Origin of the sequence: Aquimarina aggregata, assembly GCF_001632745.1 — a bacterium.
Taxonomy (GTDB): domain Bacteria; phylum Bacteroidota; class Bacteroidia; order Flavobacteriales; family Flavobacteriaceae; genus Aquimarina; species Aquimarina aggregata.
This window is the reverse complement of record NZ_LQRT01000001.1, coordinates 224,489-244,110: the sequence shown is the minus strand read 5'-3', so window position 1 is coordinate 244,110 and position 19,622 is coordinate 224,489. Positions and strand designations below refer to the sequence as shown.

Annotated in this window: 21 protein-coding genes and 1 tRNA gene; 18 read left to right on the top strand and 4 right to left on the bottom strand. The window is 31.4% G+C overall.

What is annotated here, in order from left to right:
* Positions 1-159: 159 nt before the first annotated feature.
* From AWE51_RS26315 to AWE51_RS00980, 5 genes are all read left to right on the top strand, one after another.
* Positions 160-259, top strand: a tRNA-Lys gene (locus AWE51_RS26315).
* Between the two features lie 428 nt (positions 260-687).
* Positions 688-1,788 (top strand): slipin family protein, encoded by a 1,101-nt coding sequence (locus AWE51_RS00995; RefSeq protein WP_066308216.1) that lies wholly within the window; start codon positions 688-690, stop codon positions 1,786-1,788.
* Between the two features lie 417 nt (positions 1,789-2,205).
* Positions 2,206-2,712 (top strand): hypothetical protein, encoded by a 507-nt coding sequence (locus AWE51_RS00990; protein ID WP_066308214.1) that lies wholly within the window; start codon positions 2,206-2,208, stop codon positions 2,710-2,712.
* The gene (locus AWE51_RS00985) at positions 2,709-3,176 is read left to right on the top strand and encodes a hypothetical protein (RefSeq protein WP_066308211.1); all 468 of its coding nucleotides are present in this window, start codon (positions 2,709-2,711) and stop codon (positions 3,174-3,176) included. Before AWE51_RS00990 ends, AWE51_RS00985 begins: the two co-directional genes overlap by 4 nt.
* Positions 3,177-3,361: 185 nt before the next feature.
* A complete protein-coding gene (locus AWE51_RS00980) occupies positions 3,362-4,174 on the top strand; it encodes a hypothetical protein (protein WP_066308209.1) in 813 nt (270 codons plus the stop codon).
* Between the two features lie 287 nt (positions 4,175-4,461).
* On the opposite strand, the gene AWE51_RS00975 is transcribed toward AWE51_RS00980, so the two are convergent.
* The gene (locus AWE51_RS00975) at positions 4,462-5,214 is read right to left on the bottom strand and encodes an SDR family oxidoreductase (RefSeq protein WP_066308207.1); all 753 of its coding nucleotides are present in this window, start codon (positions 5,212-5,214) and stop codon (positions 4,462-4,464) included.
* A 431-nt stretch (positions 5,215-5,645) separates the two neighbouring features.
* Between AWE51_RS00975 and AWE51_RS00970 the strand changes: the two genes are divergently transcribed.
* The 13 genes from AWE51_RS00970 to AWE51_RS00910 all read left to right on the top strand — a co-directional run bounded on the left by AWE51_RS00970 (position 5,646) and on the right by AWE51_RS00910 (position 15,417).
* Positions 5,646-6,050, top strand: coding sequence for a nuclear transport factor 2 family protein (locus tag AWE51_RS00970; protein WP_066308203.1), 405 nt, complete (start codon positions 5,646-5,648; stop codon positions 6,048-6,050).
* Between the two features lie 235 nt (positions 6,051-6,285).
* The gene (locus AWE51_RS00965) at positions 6,286-6,840 is read left to right on the top strand and encodes a peroxiredoxin family protein (RefSeq protein ID WP_066308202.1); all 555 of its coding nucleotides are present in this window, start codon (positions 6,286-6,288) and stop codon (positions 6,838-6,840) included.
* Positions 6,841-6,952: 112 nt separating this feature from the next.
* A complete protein-coding gene (locus tag AWE51_RS00960) occupies positions 6,953-7,984 on the top strand; it encodes an NADH:flavin oxidoreductase (RefSeq protein ID WP_066308534.1) in 1,032 nt (343 codons plus the stop codon).
* A gap of 22 nt (positions 7,985-8,006) precedes the next feature.
* On the top strand, positions 8,007-8,432 hold the full coding sequence (locus AWE51_RS00955) for a nuclear transport factor 2 family protein (RefSeq protein WP_066308199.1): 426 nt from the start codon (positions 8,007-8,009) through the stop codon (positions 8,430-8,432).
* A gap of 68 nt (positions 8,433-8,500) precedes the next feature.
* Positions 8,501-9,130, top strand: a complete 630-nt coding sequence (locus AWE51_RS00950; RefSeq protein WP_066308198.1) for an NAD(P)H-dependent oxidoreductase — start codon at positions 8,501-8,503, stop codon at positions 9,128-9,130.
* A gap of 115 nt (positions 9,131-9,245) precedes the next feature.
* Positions 9,246-10,088: a helix-turn-helix domain-containing protein gene (locus AWE51_RS00945; RefSeq protein ID WP_066308195.1), complete on the top strand. Its 843-nt coding sequence runs from the start codon at positions 9,246-9,248 to the stop codon at positions 10,086-10,088.
* A 133-nt stretch (positions 10,089-10,221) separates the two neighbouring features.
* Positions 10,222-10,755: an NAD(P)H-dependent oxidoreductase gene (locus tag AWE51_RS00940; RefSeq protein ID WP_066308190.1), complete on the top strand. Its 534-nt coding sequence runs from the start codon at positions 10,222-10,224 to the stop codon at positions 10,753-10,755.
* Positions 10,756-10,832: 77 nt separating this feature from the next.
* Complete coding sequence (locus tag AWE51_RS00935) at positions 10,833-11,324, top strand: YybH family protein (protein ID WP_066308187.1); 492 nt, start codon at positions 10,833-10,835, stop codon at positions 11,322-11,324.
* 146 nt (positions 11,325-11,470) lie between these two features.
* Complete coding sequence (locus AWE51_RS00930) at positions 11,471-11,767, top strand: putative quinol monooxygenase (protein WP_066308184.1); 297 nt, start codon at positions 11,471-11,473, stop codon at positions 11,765-11,767.
* Between the two features lie 48 nt (positions 11,768-11,815).
* Positions 11,816-12,580 (top strand): DUF6503 family protein, encoded by a 765-nt coding sequence (locus AWE51_RS00925; RefSeq protein ID WP_066308182.1) that lies wholly within the window; start codon positions 11,816-11,818, stop codon positions 12,578-12,580.
* Positions 12,581-12,712: 132 nt separating this feature from the next.
* On the top strand, positions 12,713-12,937 hold the full coding sequence (locus AWE51_RS00920) for a tautomerase family protein (RefSeq protein ID WP_066308180.1): 225 nt from the start codon (positions 12,713-12,715) through the stop codon (positions 12,935-12,937).
* A 117-nt stretch (positions 12,938-13,054) separates the two neighbouring features.
* Positions 13,055-14,122, top strand: coding sequence for an alkene reductase (locus AWE51_RS00915; protein ID WP_082832261.1), 1,068 nt, complete (start codon positions 13,055-13,057; stop codon positions 14,120-14,122).
* A gap of 380 nt (positions 14,123-14,502) precedes the next feature.
* Positions 14,503-15,417 (top strand): LysR family transcriptional regulator, encoded by a 915-nt coding sequence (locus AWE51_RS00910; protein ID WP_066308176.1) that lies wholly within the window; start codon positions 14,503-14,505, stop codon positions 15,415-15,417.
* Between the two features lie 120 nt (positions 15,418-15,537).
* Here AWE51_RS00910 and AWE51_RS00905 read toward each other — a convergent pair whose 3' ends face one another.
* The 3 genes from AWE51_RS00905 to AWE51_RS00895 all read right to left on the bottom strand — a co-directional run bounded on the left by AWE51_RS00905 (position 15,538) and on the right by AWE51_RS00895 (position 19,501).
* The gene (locus tag AWE51_RS00905; RefSeq protein ID WP_066308175.1) at positions 15,538-17,148 is read right to left on the bottom strand and encodes an isocitrate lyase; all 1,611 of its coding nucleotides are present in this window, start codon (positions 17,146-17,148) and stop codon (positions 15,538-15,540) included.
* 846 nt (positions 17,149-17,994) lie between these two features.
* Positions 17,995-18,438: a glycosyltransferase gene (locus tag AWE51_RS00900; RefSeq protein WP_066308172.1), complete on the bottom strand. Its 444-nt coding sequence runs from the start codon at positions 18,436-18,438 to the stop codon at positions 17,995-17,997.
* Between the two features lie 451 nt (positions 18,439-18,889).
* Positions 18,890-19,501, bottom strand: coding sequence for a hypothetical protein (locus tag AWE51_RS00895; protein WP_066308170.1), 612 nt, complete (start codon positions 19,499-19,501; stop codon positions 18,890-18,892).
* Between the last annotated feature and the right edge of the window lie 121 nt (positions 19,502-19,622).

The window sequence follows — 19,622 nt, the reverse complement described above, 5'->3', positions numbered from 1 at the left end:
ATATACAACTTGACTTGAAGGTTGCGATTATTTTCCAAAAAGTAATCACCGGATCTGTAGGTCGTGGGTTCGACTCCCACTCTCTTAAGTTGAGATAGTTCAGAGGTTAGAACAACAGACAATTAGGTGTCGCGGGTTCGACTCCCGTCATAGACTCATGGTTTATGTAGCTCAGTGGTAGAGCACTACACTTTTAATGTAGGGTATGGACTGAAAATCCATTTTTCAGAAGTTGATCATCTTTTAAAACTGATCGCCAGCCTGTCACGCTGTTAAATATGACAAGAACTGTGATTGCAGATCAGTTGCTATAGTATTCTTGCTATATCAACAGTCTCGAATGTGCTTTGAAATATTGGTATTGTTAGTATTCAAAATAAGTACTTTTTTGGATTTAGATTTTAGAATCGTAACATCTTTTTAAGATATTATGATTCTTTTCTCTCTTCCTTAAAACTGGTTATTGAAAATATAATAAACCAGTGTTTCCGCACAGGAAAGATGATTTGCTTTCACCGTTTTTTTAGAAAACAATATTCTGATTCTAAAAATCGGTAAAAATATATTTTGAGAAAAGAGCTATATACTTGGTTCTGGATTAAAATAGGCAAGGTCTCCGTTACAGCAATTGCCATGTATTAAATGTTTAACCCGTCTGTCTAAAAAACAGGTTTAAAAAGTAAAAAAATGAAAAGAGTAAGAATTAATGCGGGCAAAGTAGGTTTAGTTTTCAAAAAAGGAGATTACCACCGTGTAATTACCAAAGGAATCCATTGGTTAAGATTTAATGAAAGCATTATACAATATGAGCTTACTAAACCTTTTACTGCACCAGTAGCATTGGAACTCTTATTGCAAGATCAAGAGTTGGGGGCCATGCTACATGTAATTGAAGTAAAAGATAATGAAATTGTATTAATGTATGAGAATGGTAATTTTAAAACTACACTACCCGCTGGTCGTTATGTGTACTGGAAAGGACTGATCGACTATGAATTTGTTACTGCAGATTTAAGTAAGATTTACATCACCGAAAAAATTGATAAATCATTATTTAGTCATTATGCATTGACTCAATATATCAGAGTATTTGAGGTAGCTGCCTATGAAAAAGCAGTACTAATAGTTGATGATGTGTATACCAAAACTTTAGAAAGCGGTACATACCGTTTCTGGAGAAACGATACCTCTATCAAGATTGCCAAAGCTGATTTACGTCAATTGCAATTAGAAATTGCTGGTCAGGAATTGTTAACCAAAGATAAAGCAGCCGTTCGTATCAATTTTTATACACAGTACAAAGTTATTGATATTGAAAAAGCTTTATTGGATAACAAAGACTATGAAAAACAATTATATATCGCAATGCAATTAGTATTACGTGCTTATGTAGGTACCTATACTTTGGATGAACTTTTGGAACGTAAAGAAAGTATTGCACATGCAGTATTTGAAGATACCAAAACAAAAGTTACCAAGCTAGGTGTACAACTTCTAAACTGTGGTATCCGTGATGTGATCTTAACTGGTGAAATGAAGGATATTATGAATCAGGTGTTGGTCGCTCAAAAAAGAGCTCAGGCAAATATCATTACACGTCGAGAAGAGACAGCCTCAACTCGTAGTTTGCTAAATACAGCCAAACTTATGGAAGAGAACGAAATGCTCTACAAACTAAAAGAAATGGAGTATGTAGAGAAGATTGCCGATAAGATCGGTGAGATTAGCGTCTCTGGAGACGGTGGTATGGTAAAACAATTGAAAGATATATTCTCTGTGAATAGGTAGGTGTGAAAAGAATGCACTGGTTTTTATAGCTGGTGCATTTTTAATATAACTTCATATGTAACTCAATAAATATTTAAACCACATTATTTTACCTAAATTCTTATTTGAGAGAAATAAAAGTAAACCATTTCCATGCTTGTAGTATAGAAAAAACTAAAATCTAATTTAAGTAAAATATAGAAGTGTAATTAAATTGCTATGTATGAACTTTTAAGTTATTAAATTCTAAATAAATGATCGAAAATCTACTTGTTCTTAGTTGTCTACAGAGAATATTTTCGTTAATAAAATTTATTAAATTAGAGGTGAGAATAATAATTAGTGTTACAATTCTTTTGTCGAAATAGGTGAGTTAATAGAAAAAATTAATACTGGTAAAAAGGTTTAGTTTGTAGGATGATTAAAGTTTAATAATTTATGTACACTAAGAATAATGCGGTTGAATTTGTTAAGGAACTACAAATTAAATTGGGGAATTCTACAAAATTAGTAGATAGTTTTGAGTCAATAGATTATATATTCTATTGTTTTATAGATTCAAGAACAGATAGATTTTCTATATACTCTAATTTCCCTCGTAAATATGATAACAAAGATCCATTACAAGAAATATTTTATGTAGTGTATTCTTACTTTATAGCGGGTAGTTGTAAAATATATGATCTAGAAACCCTAAGTAAGGAAAGAAGAGGTGTGGGAACATTGGGATTAAAGTATTTTGAAAAAAACATATGTCTTTTTTATAAAAATAAATTAAAAAAAATTACAGGAAATTTAATATATCATCCTATACGTTATAAAGATATGTCAAAAGATGAAGTATTTTATAAATTAAAGAATTTCTATCAGAAAAATGGATATTCTGTAGTGATGAATCTAGATACGATAGAACACAAAAATCCTTATATTGAAAAACTATTATGAAAATATATAGAGCTCATAAATTGTTAGTGTTAATTGCCTTTATTTTAATAGGTTTATTGAGCTTTGGGCAAGAGGATTTTGATTTCAAAAAGTTTGAATCGTTTAGTTTAAAGGATACTATATATATTGATCTGAATGGAAACAATATCATGGAAAAGGTATACATTAAAGAGATTGAGTGCAGGAAATTATTTATAAGGGAGGAAGGAAGTAAACCTATTTTTTTTGGTTGTGGTAATAAGGATGGTTTGGATTTGTTAAGTGAAGTCGAGTGGGTGGATCAATGGTGTATAGTATTTGACAAACAGGTAAAAGAAGTTCTTTTCAAAGAGGATGGAGATATTGATAAAGACACATTATTTAATTTAGAAAGACCAAGTATTTATATCGGAAAAAAAGAGGCTGGAGGTGGTATAATAACCTATAAAGAAGGAGAACTATACTGGATTCATCAAGCAGATTAATACAAAACAATCAAAGGATGAAAATTTTTGCAATAGTGCTAATGTTGATAGGAATGTTACTATTTTTTTTCGGTGTGATATTTAAAATATTACATTGGCCTGGGATCTATTATTTACTTGTTTCTGGACCAATACTTGTAATGATTGGTTTTATTTTGATCCTAAAAAAGGATAAAATATAATACATGGAAATAAGAACCAAAAAGCGTAATACACAGATAGAAATAAATTCTCTTCTTGAAAACATAAAACCATCTGCAACAAAACTGATATTAGATGGGTCTAAAATTGATGTTGTTGATGTCATTAAATTAACTTTTTTTGATTTAATCTTAAAACAAATATTAAGGATCAAAAAAGAATATAAAAAGGCACACCCAAGGGATACAACTATAAGAGAATATATTACTGTAGAAACAGGAGAAAAGTTCTCAAAATATAACCCAGATCAATTTGAATCATATTTTATTGATGTTATTGATGAAAACAGTTTTGACTATTTAAAAGGTTATTTAAGAAAAGTCTATAAAGATTTACCTTCTAATTACAAATGTTATCAATATGTAATCAAAAGCTCTAAGGTAAGCAATAGCTTCAATTCTAATTTACTTACTCAAATATTTCGATTGACTTTACTTAATAGTCAAGGGAAATTTTTTAGAAAGGAAATAGAAGCTTATTTAGATAAAATCGATAAAGAAATTTTACATCTAATAGATAATAACCCAGAAGAAGCATTGAAAATCGTGAATTCATTAAAGGGACACATATTTCTACTGAATAATGTGAAATTTGAATTATTCGAAAAACTTAAGCCACTTTCAAGAGCTACAAGAACTAATGATGAAGGTTATAATGACGCTTATGATATATTCTATATGGATAATACTTTTGATGAACTATTTGATACAATAAGTGATACTTTTGAATCCATAGATGATTTTTTTAATGACAATACATCTTTTGATGATTGGGGTGATGCGGATATTGATTTTTAATAAAAAAACTAGATTTTCAAATTCATAAAATGAAGGTCTTAAGTTCTGGTCCTTCTACAAAGAAAATCGATTGAGAACAAATGGTTTTATACTTGAAAATCTAATACCTTACCTAAAGATTGTAGCTTGTTTCTTTTGTATAAGGATGCTTATGGTAATAAACTTTTTAAATGCTAAATTGATTAGATAGATACAAGTTTTGATAACTCTCATCTACCTAATCAATTTGTGATTTTAATTAACGAAGGCTACGCCTTATCTATATTTTATCAACTCTTTAAAATTGATTAAAAATCCTGAACTGTTGGGCGAATAACTATTTCATTAACATCTACATCTGCGGGTTGTTCTATAGCAAAAGCAATAGTTCTGGCAATAGAACTTGACGGGATAGCAATCTCATAAAAATCTTTTACAAAATCAGAACTTTCTTTATGTGAACTACCATGTTTTAATTCAGAATCTATAAGTCCTGGTTCTATAGAAGTCGTTCTAATATTTCCGCCAACCTCATGACGTAATCCTTCAGATATGGCGCGAACCGCAAATTTTGTTCCGCTGTAAACGGTTCCTCCTGGACTAAATACTTTTACTCCTGCAACAGAAGAAATATTGATAAAATGCCCTGAATCTTGCTTCTGAAAAATAGGTAAAGCAGAAGCTACACCATATAAAACTCCTTTTACATTAATGTCGATCATGCGATCCCATTCATCAACTTTAACTTCACTCATAGGTGCGATAGACATTAACCCGGCATTATTAACCATTACATCTAATTTGCCAAATTCGTTTATTGCCGTGTCAACCAAATTTTGTACATCTTCTTTTTTAGTAACATCGGTTTTAACATAGACCGCTTTACCGTTTCCTTTAGTATTGATTTCTTTTGTGATCGTTTGTAGACGGTCTTCTCGTCTAGCGCCTAAAACTACGTTTGCACCTTTAGATGCCAAATAACGCGCAGTAGTTTCTCCTAATCCACTACTTGCACCTGTAATTACTACTACTTTTCCTGTTATGTTATCAGTTAAATCCATATTATTTGTTTTATAAAATTTACATTTTTTAGCATTTTGTCTATGCCAGAATAATTAATTATTTATCTAAGGCAAAAATAGATACCATATGTAAAATTTAGTAGGATAAATGGGCCTTATACATGGACATTTAGGCCAAATTAGATTACTTTCTTAAAAAAATGGAATAAGTGTTATTTCCTTTTTAGTGAGTATACGCTAAACAATTCTGATTCTTGTTTTGTTTTTAGAGGTGTACTAATAATCAGATTTCATTTTGTTATAGAATATAATAAATGATATACAATACCTAATGTGAACGTATTGTCCATATCAAAGAACTTTTTCTCCATTTCTTGTTTGCATAACGACAATACCTTTGTGATGACAATGAGCTATTAAGATTATTCAGATAGATCAAAATTTAGTTATCAATAAAATTTAAAATAAAAATGGAAACAATAACAAAAGAAACAGTACAAGACGAGATTCAAAACTTTAGTGAATATCAAGAAGTAGTAAAAGCACTTCAACCATATATCGAAAGCGCAAAAACAGGAGACGGAAAAGTAATTCGTACTGCATTTTATGATCATGCACATATAGTAGGATCAATGAATGGAGATCATTTAAATCATACTGCCGATCAGTTTGCCGAAGCAGTAGGTTCTCTTGGAACATCAGAAAATGTAAAACATCATATTGCTTGGATTGATATTTCAGGTCCGGCAGCAGCAGCAAAGGTTGAGTTCATTGATTGGCTTGGTTTTCGATTTACAGATTTCTTTGTGCTATATAAGAAAGATGGACAATGGAAAATTAGTGGGAAAGTATATAACTCTCATTCAAAAAATTAATTTAACCTAGTGTAAAACTATACACAAGGGCTGGGTATATTATGATAGATTGATATGAATGGTGTACTTAATGATATCCAGCCTTTGTTGATTAATAAAGAAAATTACTGATCACGTATAAGAAAGAAGCTCTGATAAAATAATGAATTATAGGTTTAATAGAAACGGGAGCAGATGAGGTAGTCATTAATAAAATAGATATACCTTTTTTACTAAGAAACTAATTTTAAAAACAATGGCAAAGATAATAGAGAATGACCTTTTCATACCTTTTAAGGCGGAAGATATCAATGGAGAGACAATAAATCTAATTGATTACATGGGGCAAAAATTATATCTGGTTTTTTTTAGGAAAGCTGCTTGTCCCTTTTGTAATATGGGAGTTAGAGAATTGATAAAAAGACATGATGAATTTATAAAAAAAGGGATAAAGGTGGTTGCTCTTTTTGCTTCATCAAAAGCTGAGATTCTAAAGTACGCTGGAGAACAAAAGGCACCATTCCCGATCATTCCTGATGAGAAATACAATATTTATAAAAAATATGGGATCGATATTTCGTACAATGGCATGTTAAAAACCATGTTTAATCCGGGTAAAGTATCCAAAGCTATAACCGGAGGTTTTTTTAGTTTGAAAACGACATTTCAAGACCCTGTTTTACCTGCAGACTTTTTGATTGATGAAGAACAAAACGTGGTAAAAGCACACTATGGAAATACATATGATGACCATTTACCAGTGTCCAAGATTCTAGAATGGAATACTGTCTCTACTTTAGAAATGAATTAAAAAATAACTTTTCAGATTTAGATATTTAAAAAAATTAATCATCAAAATGAGCGTAGTCAATTACAAAGTGAATAAAGCTAATGAAACTTTAAAGTTTACTAGCAAAAAAGTCATGAAGAATAGGTTTATGTTGGCTCCTTTGACCAATAAACAAAGTCATGATGATGGGAGATTATCGGATCTAGAACTTCATTGGTTAACAATGAGAGCCAAGGGACAATTTGGATTGGTGATGACATGCGCCTCAAATGTAATGGCCAATGGAAAAGTATGGGAAGGGGAGTTAGGTATTTATTCTGATGAACATGTACCGGGGCATCAAAAACTAACAAAAAGTATTAAATCTCATGGTAGTCTTGCTGTTATACAAATCTTTCATGGTGGAATGCGTTCTCCTAAAGATTTAATAGATGGGCAACCAGTAGGCCCTTCAATCAATAAAGAATTTGATGCAAGGGAGTTATCTTTAAGAGAAGTACATGAGGTAAGAAATAATTTCATATTGGCTGCATTCAGAGCAAAAGAAGCAGGCTACGATGGAGTAGAAATTCATAGCGCACATGGATACTTGATCGCGCAATTTTTGAGTAGTGAGATTAACCATCGTATAGATGAATACGGTGGTAGCCTTGAAAACAGATCCAGATTATTACTCGAAATTGTAGATGGTATACGACTTGCTTGTGGAAACGATTTTCTTATCGGTGTTCGGTTATCACCAGAACGTTACGGAATGATTTTAGAAGAAGTAAAATTGATAACTAAACTGTTGATTAATACAGATAAAATTGACTTTATAGATCTTTCACTATGGGATGTTTTTAAAATTCCTGAAGGACAAACAGAAACTAATAAATCATTGTTAGATCATTTTTTAGAATTAGACTATAAAAGTGTTAAGCTTACTGTGGCCGGTAAAATAACTGGTGGTGCAGAAGTACATAAGGTTCTTAATTCTGGGGTAGACTTTGTAACCATAGGAAAATCTGGCATTGTACATCACGATTTTCCTAAACAAGTATTAAATAATAAAGATTTTATCCCTTTAAATCTTCCTGTTTCGGCAGAACATCTTAAAAAAGAGGGACTTAGTTCTAAATTCATTAAATTGATGAGAACATGGAGTAATTTTGTTAAAAATTGAATAACACATAAACTATAAAAACATGAGAAAGATTTTATTAATAATAATTGTAATAATGACAGCTATAACAACAGAACTTAAAGCGCAGCAAACAGATTTACAGCATATAGAGGAGACAGTAAATTATTATCTAACAGGACTTGTAAATAACGATGCTAAAACACTTACCAAAGCATTTCATCCTACTGCCACTATGAAATGGATTGGCGACGACTATAAAGAAGTTAATGCTATTGAAGGCTTAACAGAAGGTATGGATGGAACTCCGCATAAGGAGAAGATAACTACTCGTGTCGTTTCAGTAAACATTGCTGGTGACGCTGCGAGTGCACAGTTAGAAATTCAGTTCCCAACCTTTACATACATAGATTTTATGCATTTGTTAAAAGTTGATGGAGAGTGGAAAATAGTAAGTAAAATATTTTATACTAGACAAGAGTCAAAATAGCACATACCTAAAAATAAGGTGTAACCTGTAACCCGCCAGATAGCGGGTTATGCTGTACAATATATCACATGAAATTAATTGAAAACCTAAAGTGGCGATATGCTACCAAAAAATATGATTCATCAAAGAAAGTTAATGATGAAGATTTACAAAAAATTAAAGAAGCAATCCAATTATCAGCTTCTTCTTATGGATTACAGTTGTTCAAAGTTCTTATCATTAATGATAAAACCGTAAGAGAAAAACTAAAACCAGTATCTTGGGGACAGTCTCAAATAACAGATGCGTCCCATCTGATGGTTTTTTGTAATTATAATAAGGTTACAGACGACGATGTAGAGACTTACATAAATCTAAAAGCAGAAGTACAAGATTTGCCAATTTCTAGTTTGGGAGGGGCAGCTGATTTTATGAAAGCCAAAATGAAAGAAAAATCAGCAGAAGAGAAAATTTCTTGGACAGCAAGACAAACCTATATTGCACTCTCTAATGCTTTAAATGCTTGTGCAGAACTTAAATTAGATAGTACTCCTATTGAAGGGTTTGATCCAGAAGCATACAGCGAAATTTTAAAATTAAAAGAAAAAGGTCTTAGTGCTAGTGTAGTAATGGCTATTGGACATAGAAGCGAAGACGATGCTACACAACATGCAAAAAAAGTTAGAAAACCATTGAAAGCACTTTTTGAAACCCTATAAAATTTGTAGACACTATGTTTTCCTTAAAAAAGAACAGAAATAGTATATTTATATAAAATACTATTTCTGTTTATTGATATACTTATATATAAATAGACTTACAAAAAATAACTAAATGATTCTTGAGCGACTTACATTTGAATATGACAATAAAATCCTTATCGAAAAGGTGAAAATCGGGACTCCTTTTAGATATGAGGCTATTTTTGAAAACAGTGGTTGTTTTATATATTTTAAAGATAGAGCACCTAAGTTATTATCTGCAGAACAGAATGTTCAAGTAAATAGTCAAGAAGCAGTTTTGTTAAAGTGCGGCAATCATTTTTTGGATATGTTGAAGAAAACCGATGATGAACAAGTCGAAGTTATGGTCGTGCATTTATATCCGGAAGTACTAAAGAAAATATATGCAAACGAGTTACCTAAAATAATAGAACAAGGAGACTGTAATATACAAAGTAAAGTAGTAGTGTCAAGAGAGGTTATTTCAAGATTTATAGAATCTCTAGAGTTCTATTTTCAGAATCCAATTTTGATAAATAACGATCTACTTGAATTAAAAATAAAAGAACTGGTGTTATTGCTCATACAATCCGAAAATGTTTGTTCTATACAAGAATTAATCTCTGATTTATATTCAACTAGGAGCGTTCATGTAAAAAATGTAATCGAGTTGCACCGCTATTCAAATTTAGGGTTAGACGAGTTGGCCAAATTATGTAATCTGAGCCTGTCTTCTTTTAAACGAGAATTTAAAAAAGTGTTTAATGACACCCCTAATAATTACATAACTGACCAAAAATTAAAAAGAGCCAAAGAACTTCTTCGTATTACAGAAATGCCTGTTAGTGAAATTGCTTACGGAGTAGGATTTAATGATCCTTTATATTTCACTCGAATTTTTAAAAAGAAAATTGGGGGTTCTCCAACAGAGTATCGTCAAAAAAATATGGCTTGAACCTATAATCCATATCTGCGGACTTTTCCTCCATTTGTTGACCATTTGATCTCAATAACTTTGTTTTAGAAACATTTTATAAAACAAATAACACATAAAAAGATTCAATAGATGTGTTCTAAAACAAATGAGTATGGAGAAAACATTAATTATAGTAACGCATCCTAAATTAGGGAGTTCTAAAATAAATAAACGTTGGATTCAAGAACTTCAAAAATATCCGGATAAATATATTATCCATGATTTACATTCTACATATCCAACTCTGGAAATAGATGTCATAAAAGAACAACTTTTACTAGAATCTGTAAATAAAATTGTGCTTCAATTCCCGTTTTATTGGTTCAATTGCCCACCTTTTTTAAAGAAATGGATAGATGATGTCTTGACTCATGGATGGGCATTTGGTAAAAATAGTGGTTATAAACTTGCAGGTAAAAAGTTTGCATTAGCCGTTACTGCGGGTATTAAAGAAGACGATTATAGGGCATCAGGACAATACGAATATACGCTCGAAGAACTTACCCGACCTTTTGAAACTACTTTTAAGTATGTTAACGCAGATTATAGACCGCTCTATGCGTTCTATGGCGAAGAACATAATCCAACTCAAGAGGATATCGAGGCGAATGCCAAAGGCTATATAAACTTTATAGAAAACTTGTAAATCAAGGAACCGAGAGTATTCTTAATAAATTAAATATATCCCCAAGAATTTTTAATAATAACAATTAATATAGAAAAATGAGAAAGTTCTTTTTAACAGTATTAATAGGCTTTTTAGTAGCCTCTTGTGCAAACAAAGAAAAAGTAGCACAAACAGCAGAACAAAAAAAGCAGGAAGAAGCAAATCTAATGGAAGCAAATCGCCAATGGGCAAAATCTGTTAGCCCAGAGGAGTTTTTTAGTTTCATTGTCGAAGACGCCTTAATGATGCCACCCGATAAACCAGTCATTAAAGGACACGAAGATATGGCTAAAACGCTACAAGAATTTCAATCACTACCAGGCTTCAAAATCGCATGGGAACCACAAGAAGCTTTTGTATCTAAAAGCGGAGACCTTGGTTATTGTGTAGATAGAATTTTGGTAAATTTTGATGGTAAAGACGGCAACATTGTAAACCTATTTGAAAAAGGAGTAAGTATTTGGAAAAAGAATGATAAAGGTGAATGGAAAATGGCTGTTGATATTTGGAATGTGGATCCTACTATCACCTCAATTTACAAATACTAAATCTTTTAGCTATCAAACATATGTGTTAAAAGTAGGCTATACTAGGAAGAAGGCAAGCAAACAATTATGATGTTAGATTGATAACATATAAAAAGTCGACGGGGATTAGATGATGATAATACGCTAGGAAATAAAAAGTAGATATTATGAAAATTATGGTAAAAATAGAGCTAGTTGCTCAACCAGAAAATACCGAAGAAGTCTACCTTTTTTTTAAAAGAATACTTCCTGGTACAAGAAACTATGAAGGATGTGAAAGTGCAAAAATATCAAGATCCCCAATGGAACCCTACAAATATGTCCTTATAGAGCATTGGGAATCAAGTCAACATTACCTTGATTATGGAGAATGGAGAAATAGAACGGGTGATTTTAAAGTGCTGAGATCGATGCTTTTTACCGAAATAGACTTGCAAATTCTAGAAGTATTGACAGATGCCTAAAAACAAAGATGAATTCACAAAATAGAAATAATAGATAAACATAAAAAAATGAGAAACACAATTAAAACTCTACTAATAACAATCTTTACACTACCTACGGTATCTGCTCAAAATGCTGAAAAAGTAATTGCAGACATGATTAATGAATTAGGAGGAAAGAAAGCTTTCTACAATATGAAAAATGTCACTTATGATGTAGAATATAAAGACCCAAATACGCCAATGTCTCTTGTGAGTAAGGAAATCTATGTTTTTGATAAAGAACGCTCTTTTGCAACATATTCTGAACATTCTATGTTAAAAGGAAAAGGTAAAGTAGCAGAAGCATATGACGGAGAAAATGTTTGGATAAAGTTTGATGATAAAATTTCTAATGATAAGCAGGCAAATCAAATAGCACGATTTTGGAGAAAGACAAATTATTATTGGTTCGCTATGTTTTTTAAGTTACAGGATAAAGGATTAAATCTTCAACATATTGGTAACAAAAAAGTAGAAGGACGTGATTATGATCTGATAAAGGTAACATTTGGTAATAACATTGGAGACTCTCAAGATACTTATGTATTATATGTTAACAAAAAAACAAAGTTAATTGATCAATTATTGTTTACAGTTGTAGCATTTGGAATCACAGAACCAGAATTGTTAAAGCTTCATTACGAGACAATCGATGGTATAAAAGTACCTACAGAACGCGTAGAAATTTCTTCTAATTGGGAAGGCGAAATTGTAGGTAAAAAATGGGCGACAACCTATTGGACAAATATCAAGTTCAATACTAAAATTGATATGGACATCTACGCAAAGTAGTTTGAAATAATATTCTGAGGATAAAAGTAAAGTAAAAGGTGAGATTAAAGAAGGATATTTTCTATTTAAATAATCCTATATCACTCCTCATAAAAAATGTAAATAAATTATAAACCTTTAATAACTTAAAAAATGCCAACAGTAAAAATTAGTACGCCAAAAGGAATGCTTACAGAAGAAATTAAAAAAGAAATCCATAAAGGGATAACAGAATTGATGATCAAAACAGAGGGAAGAGGCAATGAAGATTTTGCCAAATTTGTAACAGTAATCATAGATGAACAAGATCCAATTAATTGGAGTATTGGAGGTAATGTAGTTACTTCCGAAATAGTCGAAAATCTTGCTTCAGCTTAGCTAAAGATAATAGTTGACATTTTAGTTTAATACGGGTAAGAACTTGTTTTAGTAACAAAATTGATATGCCCATATTCATGAAGTAGTATAAAGACGATGATATAAAAAATAATAAATATGAAAACGTTTGAAAAATTCAAGTTAGGGGATATACAATTAAATAATAGAATTGTTATGGCTCCTTTAACAAGAAATCGAGCTATTAATAATGTTCCAAATGAATTAATGCGCAAATACTACGCACAAAGAGCTACCGCTGGATTAATCATTTCAGAAGGTACTTCTCCCTCACCCAATGGTCTTGGATATGCTAGGACACCAGGTGCATATTCTAAAGTACAGATTGAAGGATGGAAAAACATTGCAGAAGGAGTTCATGAAAATGGAGGTAATATTTTTGTGCAACTTATGCATACTGGTCGGGTATCATCGCTGTTAAACCTACCCAAAAACTCACAGGTATTTGCACCATCTTCGATAATGCTAGAAGGAGAAATATATACAGATAGTAAAGGGTTTCAGCCACATGATACACCACAAGAAATGACTATTGCCGATATCAAAAAAGTTCAAGACGATTATGTGAACGCTGCAAAACAATTGATTGATGCAGGTATTGATGGAGTCGAGCTTCATGCAGCAAATGGATATTTATTAGAACAATTCATTAATCCGAAAACTAACGTTAGAACAGACGAATACGGGGGGGATTATAAAAATAGAGCCCGTTTTGTACTGGAACTGGCAATACGTGTAGCAGATGCTATAGGAAGTAATAAAGTTGGAGTTCGTGTTTCTCCTTATGGTGTTTTTAATGATATGAAAGGAGATTATGATGACCTGGTAGATATCTATACATATATGGCAGAGGAGCTTGGTAAATTAGGTATAGCTTATATTCATATCGTTGATCAAAGAGTTGCTATGAATGCTCCCGATTTTACTACAAATATAAAACGAACGATAAAGACTGTTTTTGAAGGAAATATAATCGTAGGAGGAGATGTAGATAGCATACCTAAATCTGAGAAACTACTTAATGAAGGATACGATTTAGTATATATAGGAAGACCATTTATTTCAAATCCAAACCTGGTTGAAAAGCTAAAAAATAATCAAAAGCTTACAGATCCTAATCCTGATACTTTCTATACACCTGGCGAAGTAGGTTATACAGATTATTAGTAATGCAATTACAGATAAAAGAGTAGAAATAATACTTTGAGCCGTGTAATTATCTGGTTTAAAGTATTATTTTGTTTTTTAATTACACACTTCGTGTATTAGTACCATGTGAAACTTAAAAATATGCTTGAATAGTTATAATCTCCAATTTAAACAGTTGATAAGCGCTTTAGTCATTTATCTATTTTATAGCTATTCGTTTTGTTATTATCCTTCAAAAGAGTCCTTTGTTTTATTAATTTGTACAATATTAATTTTTATGAATTACTTAGGTCTTAGTGTTTTAAGTTTAAGCAAATCATTCATGATAACTACAAACTTAAAAAATGAGGTTCATTTACTTTTATTTATTTTTGGTGTAAAATAGATAAAAGTATTTTATGCATTATACACTTCATCAATTACAGATTTTTTCTAAAATAGTTGAAAAACAAAGTATAACTAAAGCTTCTGAAGAATTACATCTAACTCAGCCAGCGGTTTCAATACAATTAAGAAATTTTCAGAATCAATTTCCTATTCCTTTAACTGAAGTCATTGGAAGAAAGCTTTATGTTACAGATTTTGGAAAAGAAATTGCCATAGCCGCAGAGAAAATACTACAAGAAGTAAAAGATATAAACTATAAGACATTAGCATATCAAGGGCAGCTATCTGGGGTGTTAAAAATTTCTGTGGTATCTACAGGTAAATATATTATGCCGTATTTCTTATCTGATTTTATAAAGCAACATAAAGATGTAGAGCTTGTTCTTGATGTCACTAATAAAGCACAGGTGATTCAAAGTCTAGAAAAAAACACAGTAGATTTTTCATTAGTTTCAGTTCTTCCAGATAAGTTACAAATAGAAAAAATTGAGTTAATGGAAAATCAACTTTATCTAGTAGGAAATAATGATGAAAAATTCGAAAAAGATATATATGATAAATCTATTTTTGCAAAATTACCTTTAATTTATAGAGAACAAGGGTCTGGGACTAGGTTTACTATGGAACAGTTTATTGAAAAGAATAACCTACCCGTAAGTAAAAAAATGGAACTCACCTCTAATGAGGCTGTAAAGCAAGCAGTGATCGCAGGACTTGGCTATTCTATTATGCCTATTATTGGGATACGAAACGAGCTTAAAACTGGACGCTTACAAATTATTCCTATCAAGGATTTTCCGATTAAATCCAATTGGCATATGATATGGTTGAAGGATAAAAAGTTCTCTTTAGTAGCCACTACCTTTCTCGAATATTTGAAAAAGGAAAAGAGTACCATTATCAAAAAGAGATTTGATAATTTTTAGGGACTTAAAAATTATATCTAATACAATGTTTGTTTTTTTAAATGATACATTTTTAGAACTATAGAAAAGGTGACCCATAAAATAGAGTCACCCTTTTTATACATAACTGAGACAAAGGTTTTATTTGTCCAAGGCCAATTCTGGCTCTTTAGTACTTGTTTTAATTTCAAATTGATTACTGGTGTTTTTCTCTCCACCGGCTTTTAAAGCTTTTTCACCCGCAAAGAAGGTTTTGTGATCATCTCCTAAGTCTGAACCTGCCATACGTTGGTGCTTTACACAAGATACACCTTTTCGTATTTCTTGACGTTGAACAGAATCTACATAAGCTAACATTCCCATATCACCGAAATAACCTTCAACAAGATCGTTCATATGTAATGCAGTTGTATGGTATGTAGGCAGTGTGATTAGGTGATGAAATACACCGGCATCACGAGAAGCCTCTGCTTGGAACATACGAATCATTTCATCTGCTCGGTCTGACAATTCAGTACCATCATATTTGGCATCCATTAATTCATCACGGTTGTAGGCAGATGTATCTTCACCAGTTGCCACCATAAGGTCAAATGCTTGTTGACGAAAATTAATCGTCCAGTTAAAAGAAGGAGAGTTGTTATATACTAATTTTGCATTTGGCACTTGTTCCTTAACTCGGTTTACCATATGCGCAATTTGTTTTACATTTGGTGTTGGAGTCTCAATCCATAATAAATCTGCACCATTCTCTAAACTCGTAATACAGTCTAATACCACTCGATCAATATTAGATCCTTCTTTAAATTTATACAAACCATTTGGCATACGTACGGGACGAACTAGTTTACCATCACGTTTAAACAACACATCATTTTCATTAACTTCTCCTATAGCAACTTCTTCTGCTTCAACAAAATCCATATACTGTGATGCAAGATCTCCTTCTTCCATAGATACGGGTAATTTTTGTGTTAAGCCCGCACCTTCAGAATCTGTTCGAGCAACAATTACACCTTCTTCTATACCTAACTCTAAGAAAGCATAACGTAGGGCATTTAGCTTAGCAATAAAATCTTCGTGAGGTACCGTTACTTTACCGTCTTGGTGACCACATTGCTTAGCATCAGATACCTGGTTTTCGATTTGTAGAGCGCAAGCACCTGCCTCAATCATTTTTTTTGCTAAAAGATATGTGGCTTCTTCATTTCCAAAACCTGCATCAATATCGGCAATGATAGGTACAACATGAGTTTCAAAATTATCGATCTCGGCCTGAACATCTTCTCCTGCATCCAGACGACGAAAAAGATCATTTAATTCTACTGCATCCGCTTGACGTAAGAATGTGTATATTTCTTCAATTAATTTAGGAACTGAAGTTTTTTCGTGCATTGATTGATCAGGTAAAGGCCCTAACTCAGAACGTAATGCTGCTACCATCCAACCCGACAGATACAAGTATGTTTTATCTGTTGTGCCTTTATGTTTTTTTACAGCAATCATTTTTTGTTGTGCCACAAATCCATGCCAGCAACCTAATGATTGGGTGTAGTTTAGATTGTTTTCATCATATTCGGCCATGTCTTTACGCATAATAGATGCCGTATATTTAGCTATGTCTAATCCTGTTTTAAATCTATTTTGTACAGCAATACGTGCTGCATTTTCTGGCTTTATGGTCGCCCATGTATTTCCATGTTTTGCTTTCAGTTTACGTACAATATCAAGGGCTGAATTATAATTAGTCATAATGTTATTTTTAATTTTACTTTAAGGTTAATTTCTTTATTTAACTATCGCTTTTTTCTGAGTACTGTAATCATGGGTATTATTAATAGCCCAATTTGTAACCAATGTTTTAGTCTTTACTTGAGATTTCATTTTTTTAGTTTTTGTTATTTTATTAATAATATGATTCCCATTATCTACGTAGCAGCATCTGTGGGGTTCTTTCTTTTGTAATACAATTCAGAAAATCATAATCTTATCAATCCGTTTTAATGTGGTTTGATTGCTTTTATGCTAAAGCAGTCAGCTGTTTGATAAAATCACTGATTAGTTTTTGTATTCAATTAATTACAAGGCAATATTATAAAAAAGTTTTTGATTAAAAAAGCGAACGTTCGCTAAATATTTATAAAAAATTAAAATGGGCGCGTTCGCAAATAACTTTTCTTAAGCAGATAGCTTCGATGAAATATTTGTATTTACTGAATTTAAATACTGATAATCAGTTACTTATAATATTTTGGAAAGATTAAGCTCTTTTAAGTATTTAAGCTTTTGATTGATAGAAATCTGATACTTAAAAAAATAGATAATCTGTATAAGATGTCTCTGAAATTGAAAAAAAATACTTTGTTTTTAAAGAAATTAGCTATGTTTTTTAGACATCTACGTTATTAAAATCTAATAAATACACTCTTACTAAATTAATTTTTATATAGATTTTGTGGATTCAACAGGTATTCCTCTAGACTTACTAATCGTTTTTAATTTGTTTATGTCTTTTGAGGTATTATCTCTGGTATTTTAATGAATTGAAAATATAACAAATGAAATTTTATGATGAAGAAATTTTATAAATCAAGCATTTTAAATGTTTGTATCATTTGCAGAAATAATGCTTTCGTACATTTTTTTAAACTCTTTAAGGCTTTTTTTAGTTCTGGAACCGAATACCATGCCTAATCTGTAATTTGTTTTTAATGATTTTAATAGCTCATCGGCATCTTTCACAGTAGTGGATAAACTGGCATCTATAAACCCCACAAATATTATGTCTCCTCTGCTATGAAGATATCTGGCACCAGCTCTTACAGCTTCTGCTTTGCCACAATTCTTTTTTATATCTACTACGCTTACTTTTAACGGGTTATCCATTTGTATGGTTTTTAATAAAGAAATTGTGTCATCTTTACTACCGTTATTAACAAAACATAAATGAAATTTGTCTTCTCGATTTATAAAATTTAAAAATAGAGTAGTATTTAATCTTTTTTCTTCATTGTAACACGATATTATTATTCCGGTCTTCATGGTAAGAGTGATCTTTTTAGCGATTAGATGCTCTAAATTAATTAGAATTTAAGCTCGTAATCTTAGTGTTTCGATGAGATAGAAATTGGTTGTGGTGAATGGTATAGAATAGAGGTTAAAATGAATTTTGATATCGAGTTTATTAGATAAGGGTATGTGTTAAAAACGTAAACCTTAGTATTGCTAAAACAGCAGGACATAGTAATTTATATCCTGCTGTTTTAGGGTGAAACTTGTTAATTAGCTTAATTTGATAGTACTTTATTGTTATACTATTAGTACTACTTTTTTATCCTTAAGTCGTTCCTCCTAATGGTTATATGTAATTTGTTAAACTAATTTACTTACTTATTCGTGATTGAATTCTTTTCGTAAATAAGGTTTTACACCACTCGTAATATTTCTTTCTTATACTTAAATGAGATAGCTAGGTACTCGGTTGTATAGAAACTCATCGGTTATTGATCGTTATAATTTGTTGAATTAACTCACTTACTTGTTCGCTATTAAATTCTTTTCGTAAATAAGGTTTTACTCTACTCATGATATTTCCATCTACGTCTAAGTGATGTAATCCTAGAGAATGACCAATTTCATGAGGGCTTGTTGTTTTAAACAGAAACTCATCTGTTATGAGTGTTCTTTGGGTTACTCCTAAGCCTGCAATGGCAATGGTATTGGTTCTGGGTATAATATACATATTCAAACGGTCCGGTTTACAGGTGCCCTTTGTTTCTCTCTCAAAAATCGCTGATTCATTACCGCGATCGTCTTTAAGGTCATATAATTCTGGATTTACTAACGTTCTGGATTCTCCCAAAACAATTCCGATATCATGCCGATTAAAAAAACAGCCGTTTAAATAATCTAAATATTTTGATTCATCGATGTTATATTTCGATTTCGCATACTTCTCATTTGGGAGAACATAAATTATATCTAATTTTAATTTAAATGTAGGATTATTCACATATATTGGTTCAATGAATAACGGAGCAGAGTCATCTTCTACAGAACATGAAGGTAATAAGAGCACTAGTAAAAGAAAAGTTAATTGTTTCATAGTTTTTAGTGCTTTAAGTTAATAATTAATTGATTGTAGAAATAGGTCGCGCAGTTTTCTATTTTCCTATTATTAAGGTACTTATTTACATAAGGGTATTTTTCTTTTTTAGATGAAAGGT

Bases quoted from the DNA above. Each gene is read 5' to 3' on its own strand.
- AWE51_RS00995 (WP_066308216.1), top strand. From the start codon at position 688: ATGAAAAGAGTAAGAATTAATGCGGGCAAAGTAGGTTTAGTTTTCAAA.
- AWE51_RS00990 (WP_066308214.1), top strand. From the start codon at position 2,206: ATGTACACTAAGAATAATGCGGTTGAATTTGTTAAGGAACTACAAATT.
- AWE51_RS00985 (WP_066308211.1), top strand. From the start codon at position 2,709: ATGAAAATATATAGAGCTCATAAATTGTTAGTGTTAATTGCCTTTATT.
- AWE51_RS00980 (WP_066308209.1), top strand. From the start codon at position 3,362: ATGGAAATAAGAACCAAAAAGCGTAATACACAGATAGAAATAAATTCT.
- AWE51_RS00975 (WP_066308207.1), bottom strand. From the start codon at position 5,214: ATGGATTTAACTGATAACATAACAGGAAAAGTAGTAGTAATTACAGGT.
- AWE51_RS00970 (WP_066308203.1), top strand. From the start codon at position 5,646: ATGGAAACAATAACAAAAGAAACAGTACAAGACGAGATTCAAAACTTT.
- AWE51_RS00965 (WP_066308202.1), top strand. From the start codon at position 6,286: ATGGCAAAGATAATAGAGAATGACCTTTTCATACCTTTTAAGGCGGAA.
- AWE51_RS00960 (WP_066308534.1), top strand. From the start codon at position 6,953: ATGAAGAATAGGTTTATGTTGGCTCCTTTGACCAATAAACAAAGTCAT.
- AWE51_RS00955 (WP_066308199.1), top strand. From the start codon at position 8,007: ATGAGAAAGATTTTATTAATAATAATTGTAATAATGACAGCTATAACA.
- AWE51_RS00950 (WP_066308198.1), top strand. From the start codon at position 8,501: ATGAAATTAATTGAAAACCTAAAGTGGCGATATGCTACCAAAAAATAT.
- AWE51_RS00945 (WP_066308195.1), top strand. From the start codon at position 9,246: ATGATTCTTGAGCGACTTACATTTGAATATGACAATAAAATCCTTATC.
- AWE51_RS00940 (WP_066308190.1), top strand. From the start codon at position 10,222: ATGGAGAAAACATTAATTATAGTAACGCATCCTAAATTAGGGAGTTCT.
- AWE51_RS00935 (WP_066308187.1), top strand. From the start codon at position 10,833: ATGAGAAAGTTCTTTTTAACAGTATTAATAGGCTTTTTAGTAGCCTCT.
- AWE51_RS00930 (WP_066308184.1), top strand. From the start codon at position 11,471: ATGAAAATTATGGTAAAAATAGAGCTAGTTGCTCAACCAGAAAATACC.
- AWE51_RS00925 (WP_066308182.1), top strand. From the start codon at position 11,816: ATGAGAAACACAATTAAAACTCTACTAATAACAATCTTTACACTACCT.
- AWE51_RS00920 (WP_066308180.1), top strand. From the start codon at position 12,713: ATGCCAACAGTAAAAATTAGTACGCCAAAAGGAATGCTTACAGAAGAA.
- AWE51_RS00915 (WP_082832261.1), top strand. From the start codon at position 13,055: ATGAAAACGTTTGAAAAATTCAAGTTAGGGGATATACAATTAAATAAT.
- AWE51_RS00910 (WP_066308176.1), top strand. From the start codon at position 14,503: ATGCATTATACACTTCATCAATTACAGATTTTTTCTAAAATAGTTGAA.
- AWE51_RS00905 (WP_066308175.1), bottom strand. From the start codon at position 17,148: ATGACTAATTATAATTCAGCCCTTGATATTGTACGTAAACTGAAAGCA.
- AWE51_RS00900 (WP_066308172.1), bottom strand. From the start codon at position 18,438: ATGAAGACCGGAATAATAATATCGTGTTACAATGAAGAAAAAAGATTA.
- AWE51_RS00895 (WP_066308170.1), bottom strand. From the start codon at position 19,501: ATGAAACAATTAACTTTTCTTTTACTAGTGCTCTTATTACCTTCATGT.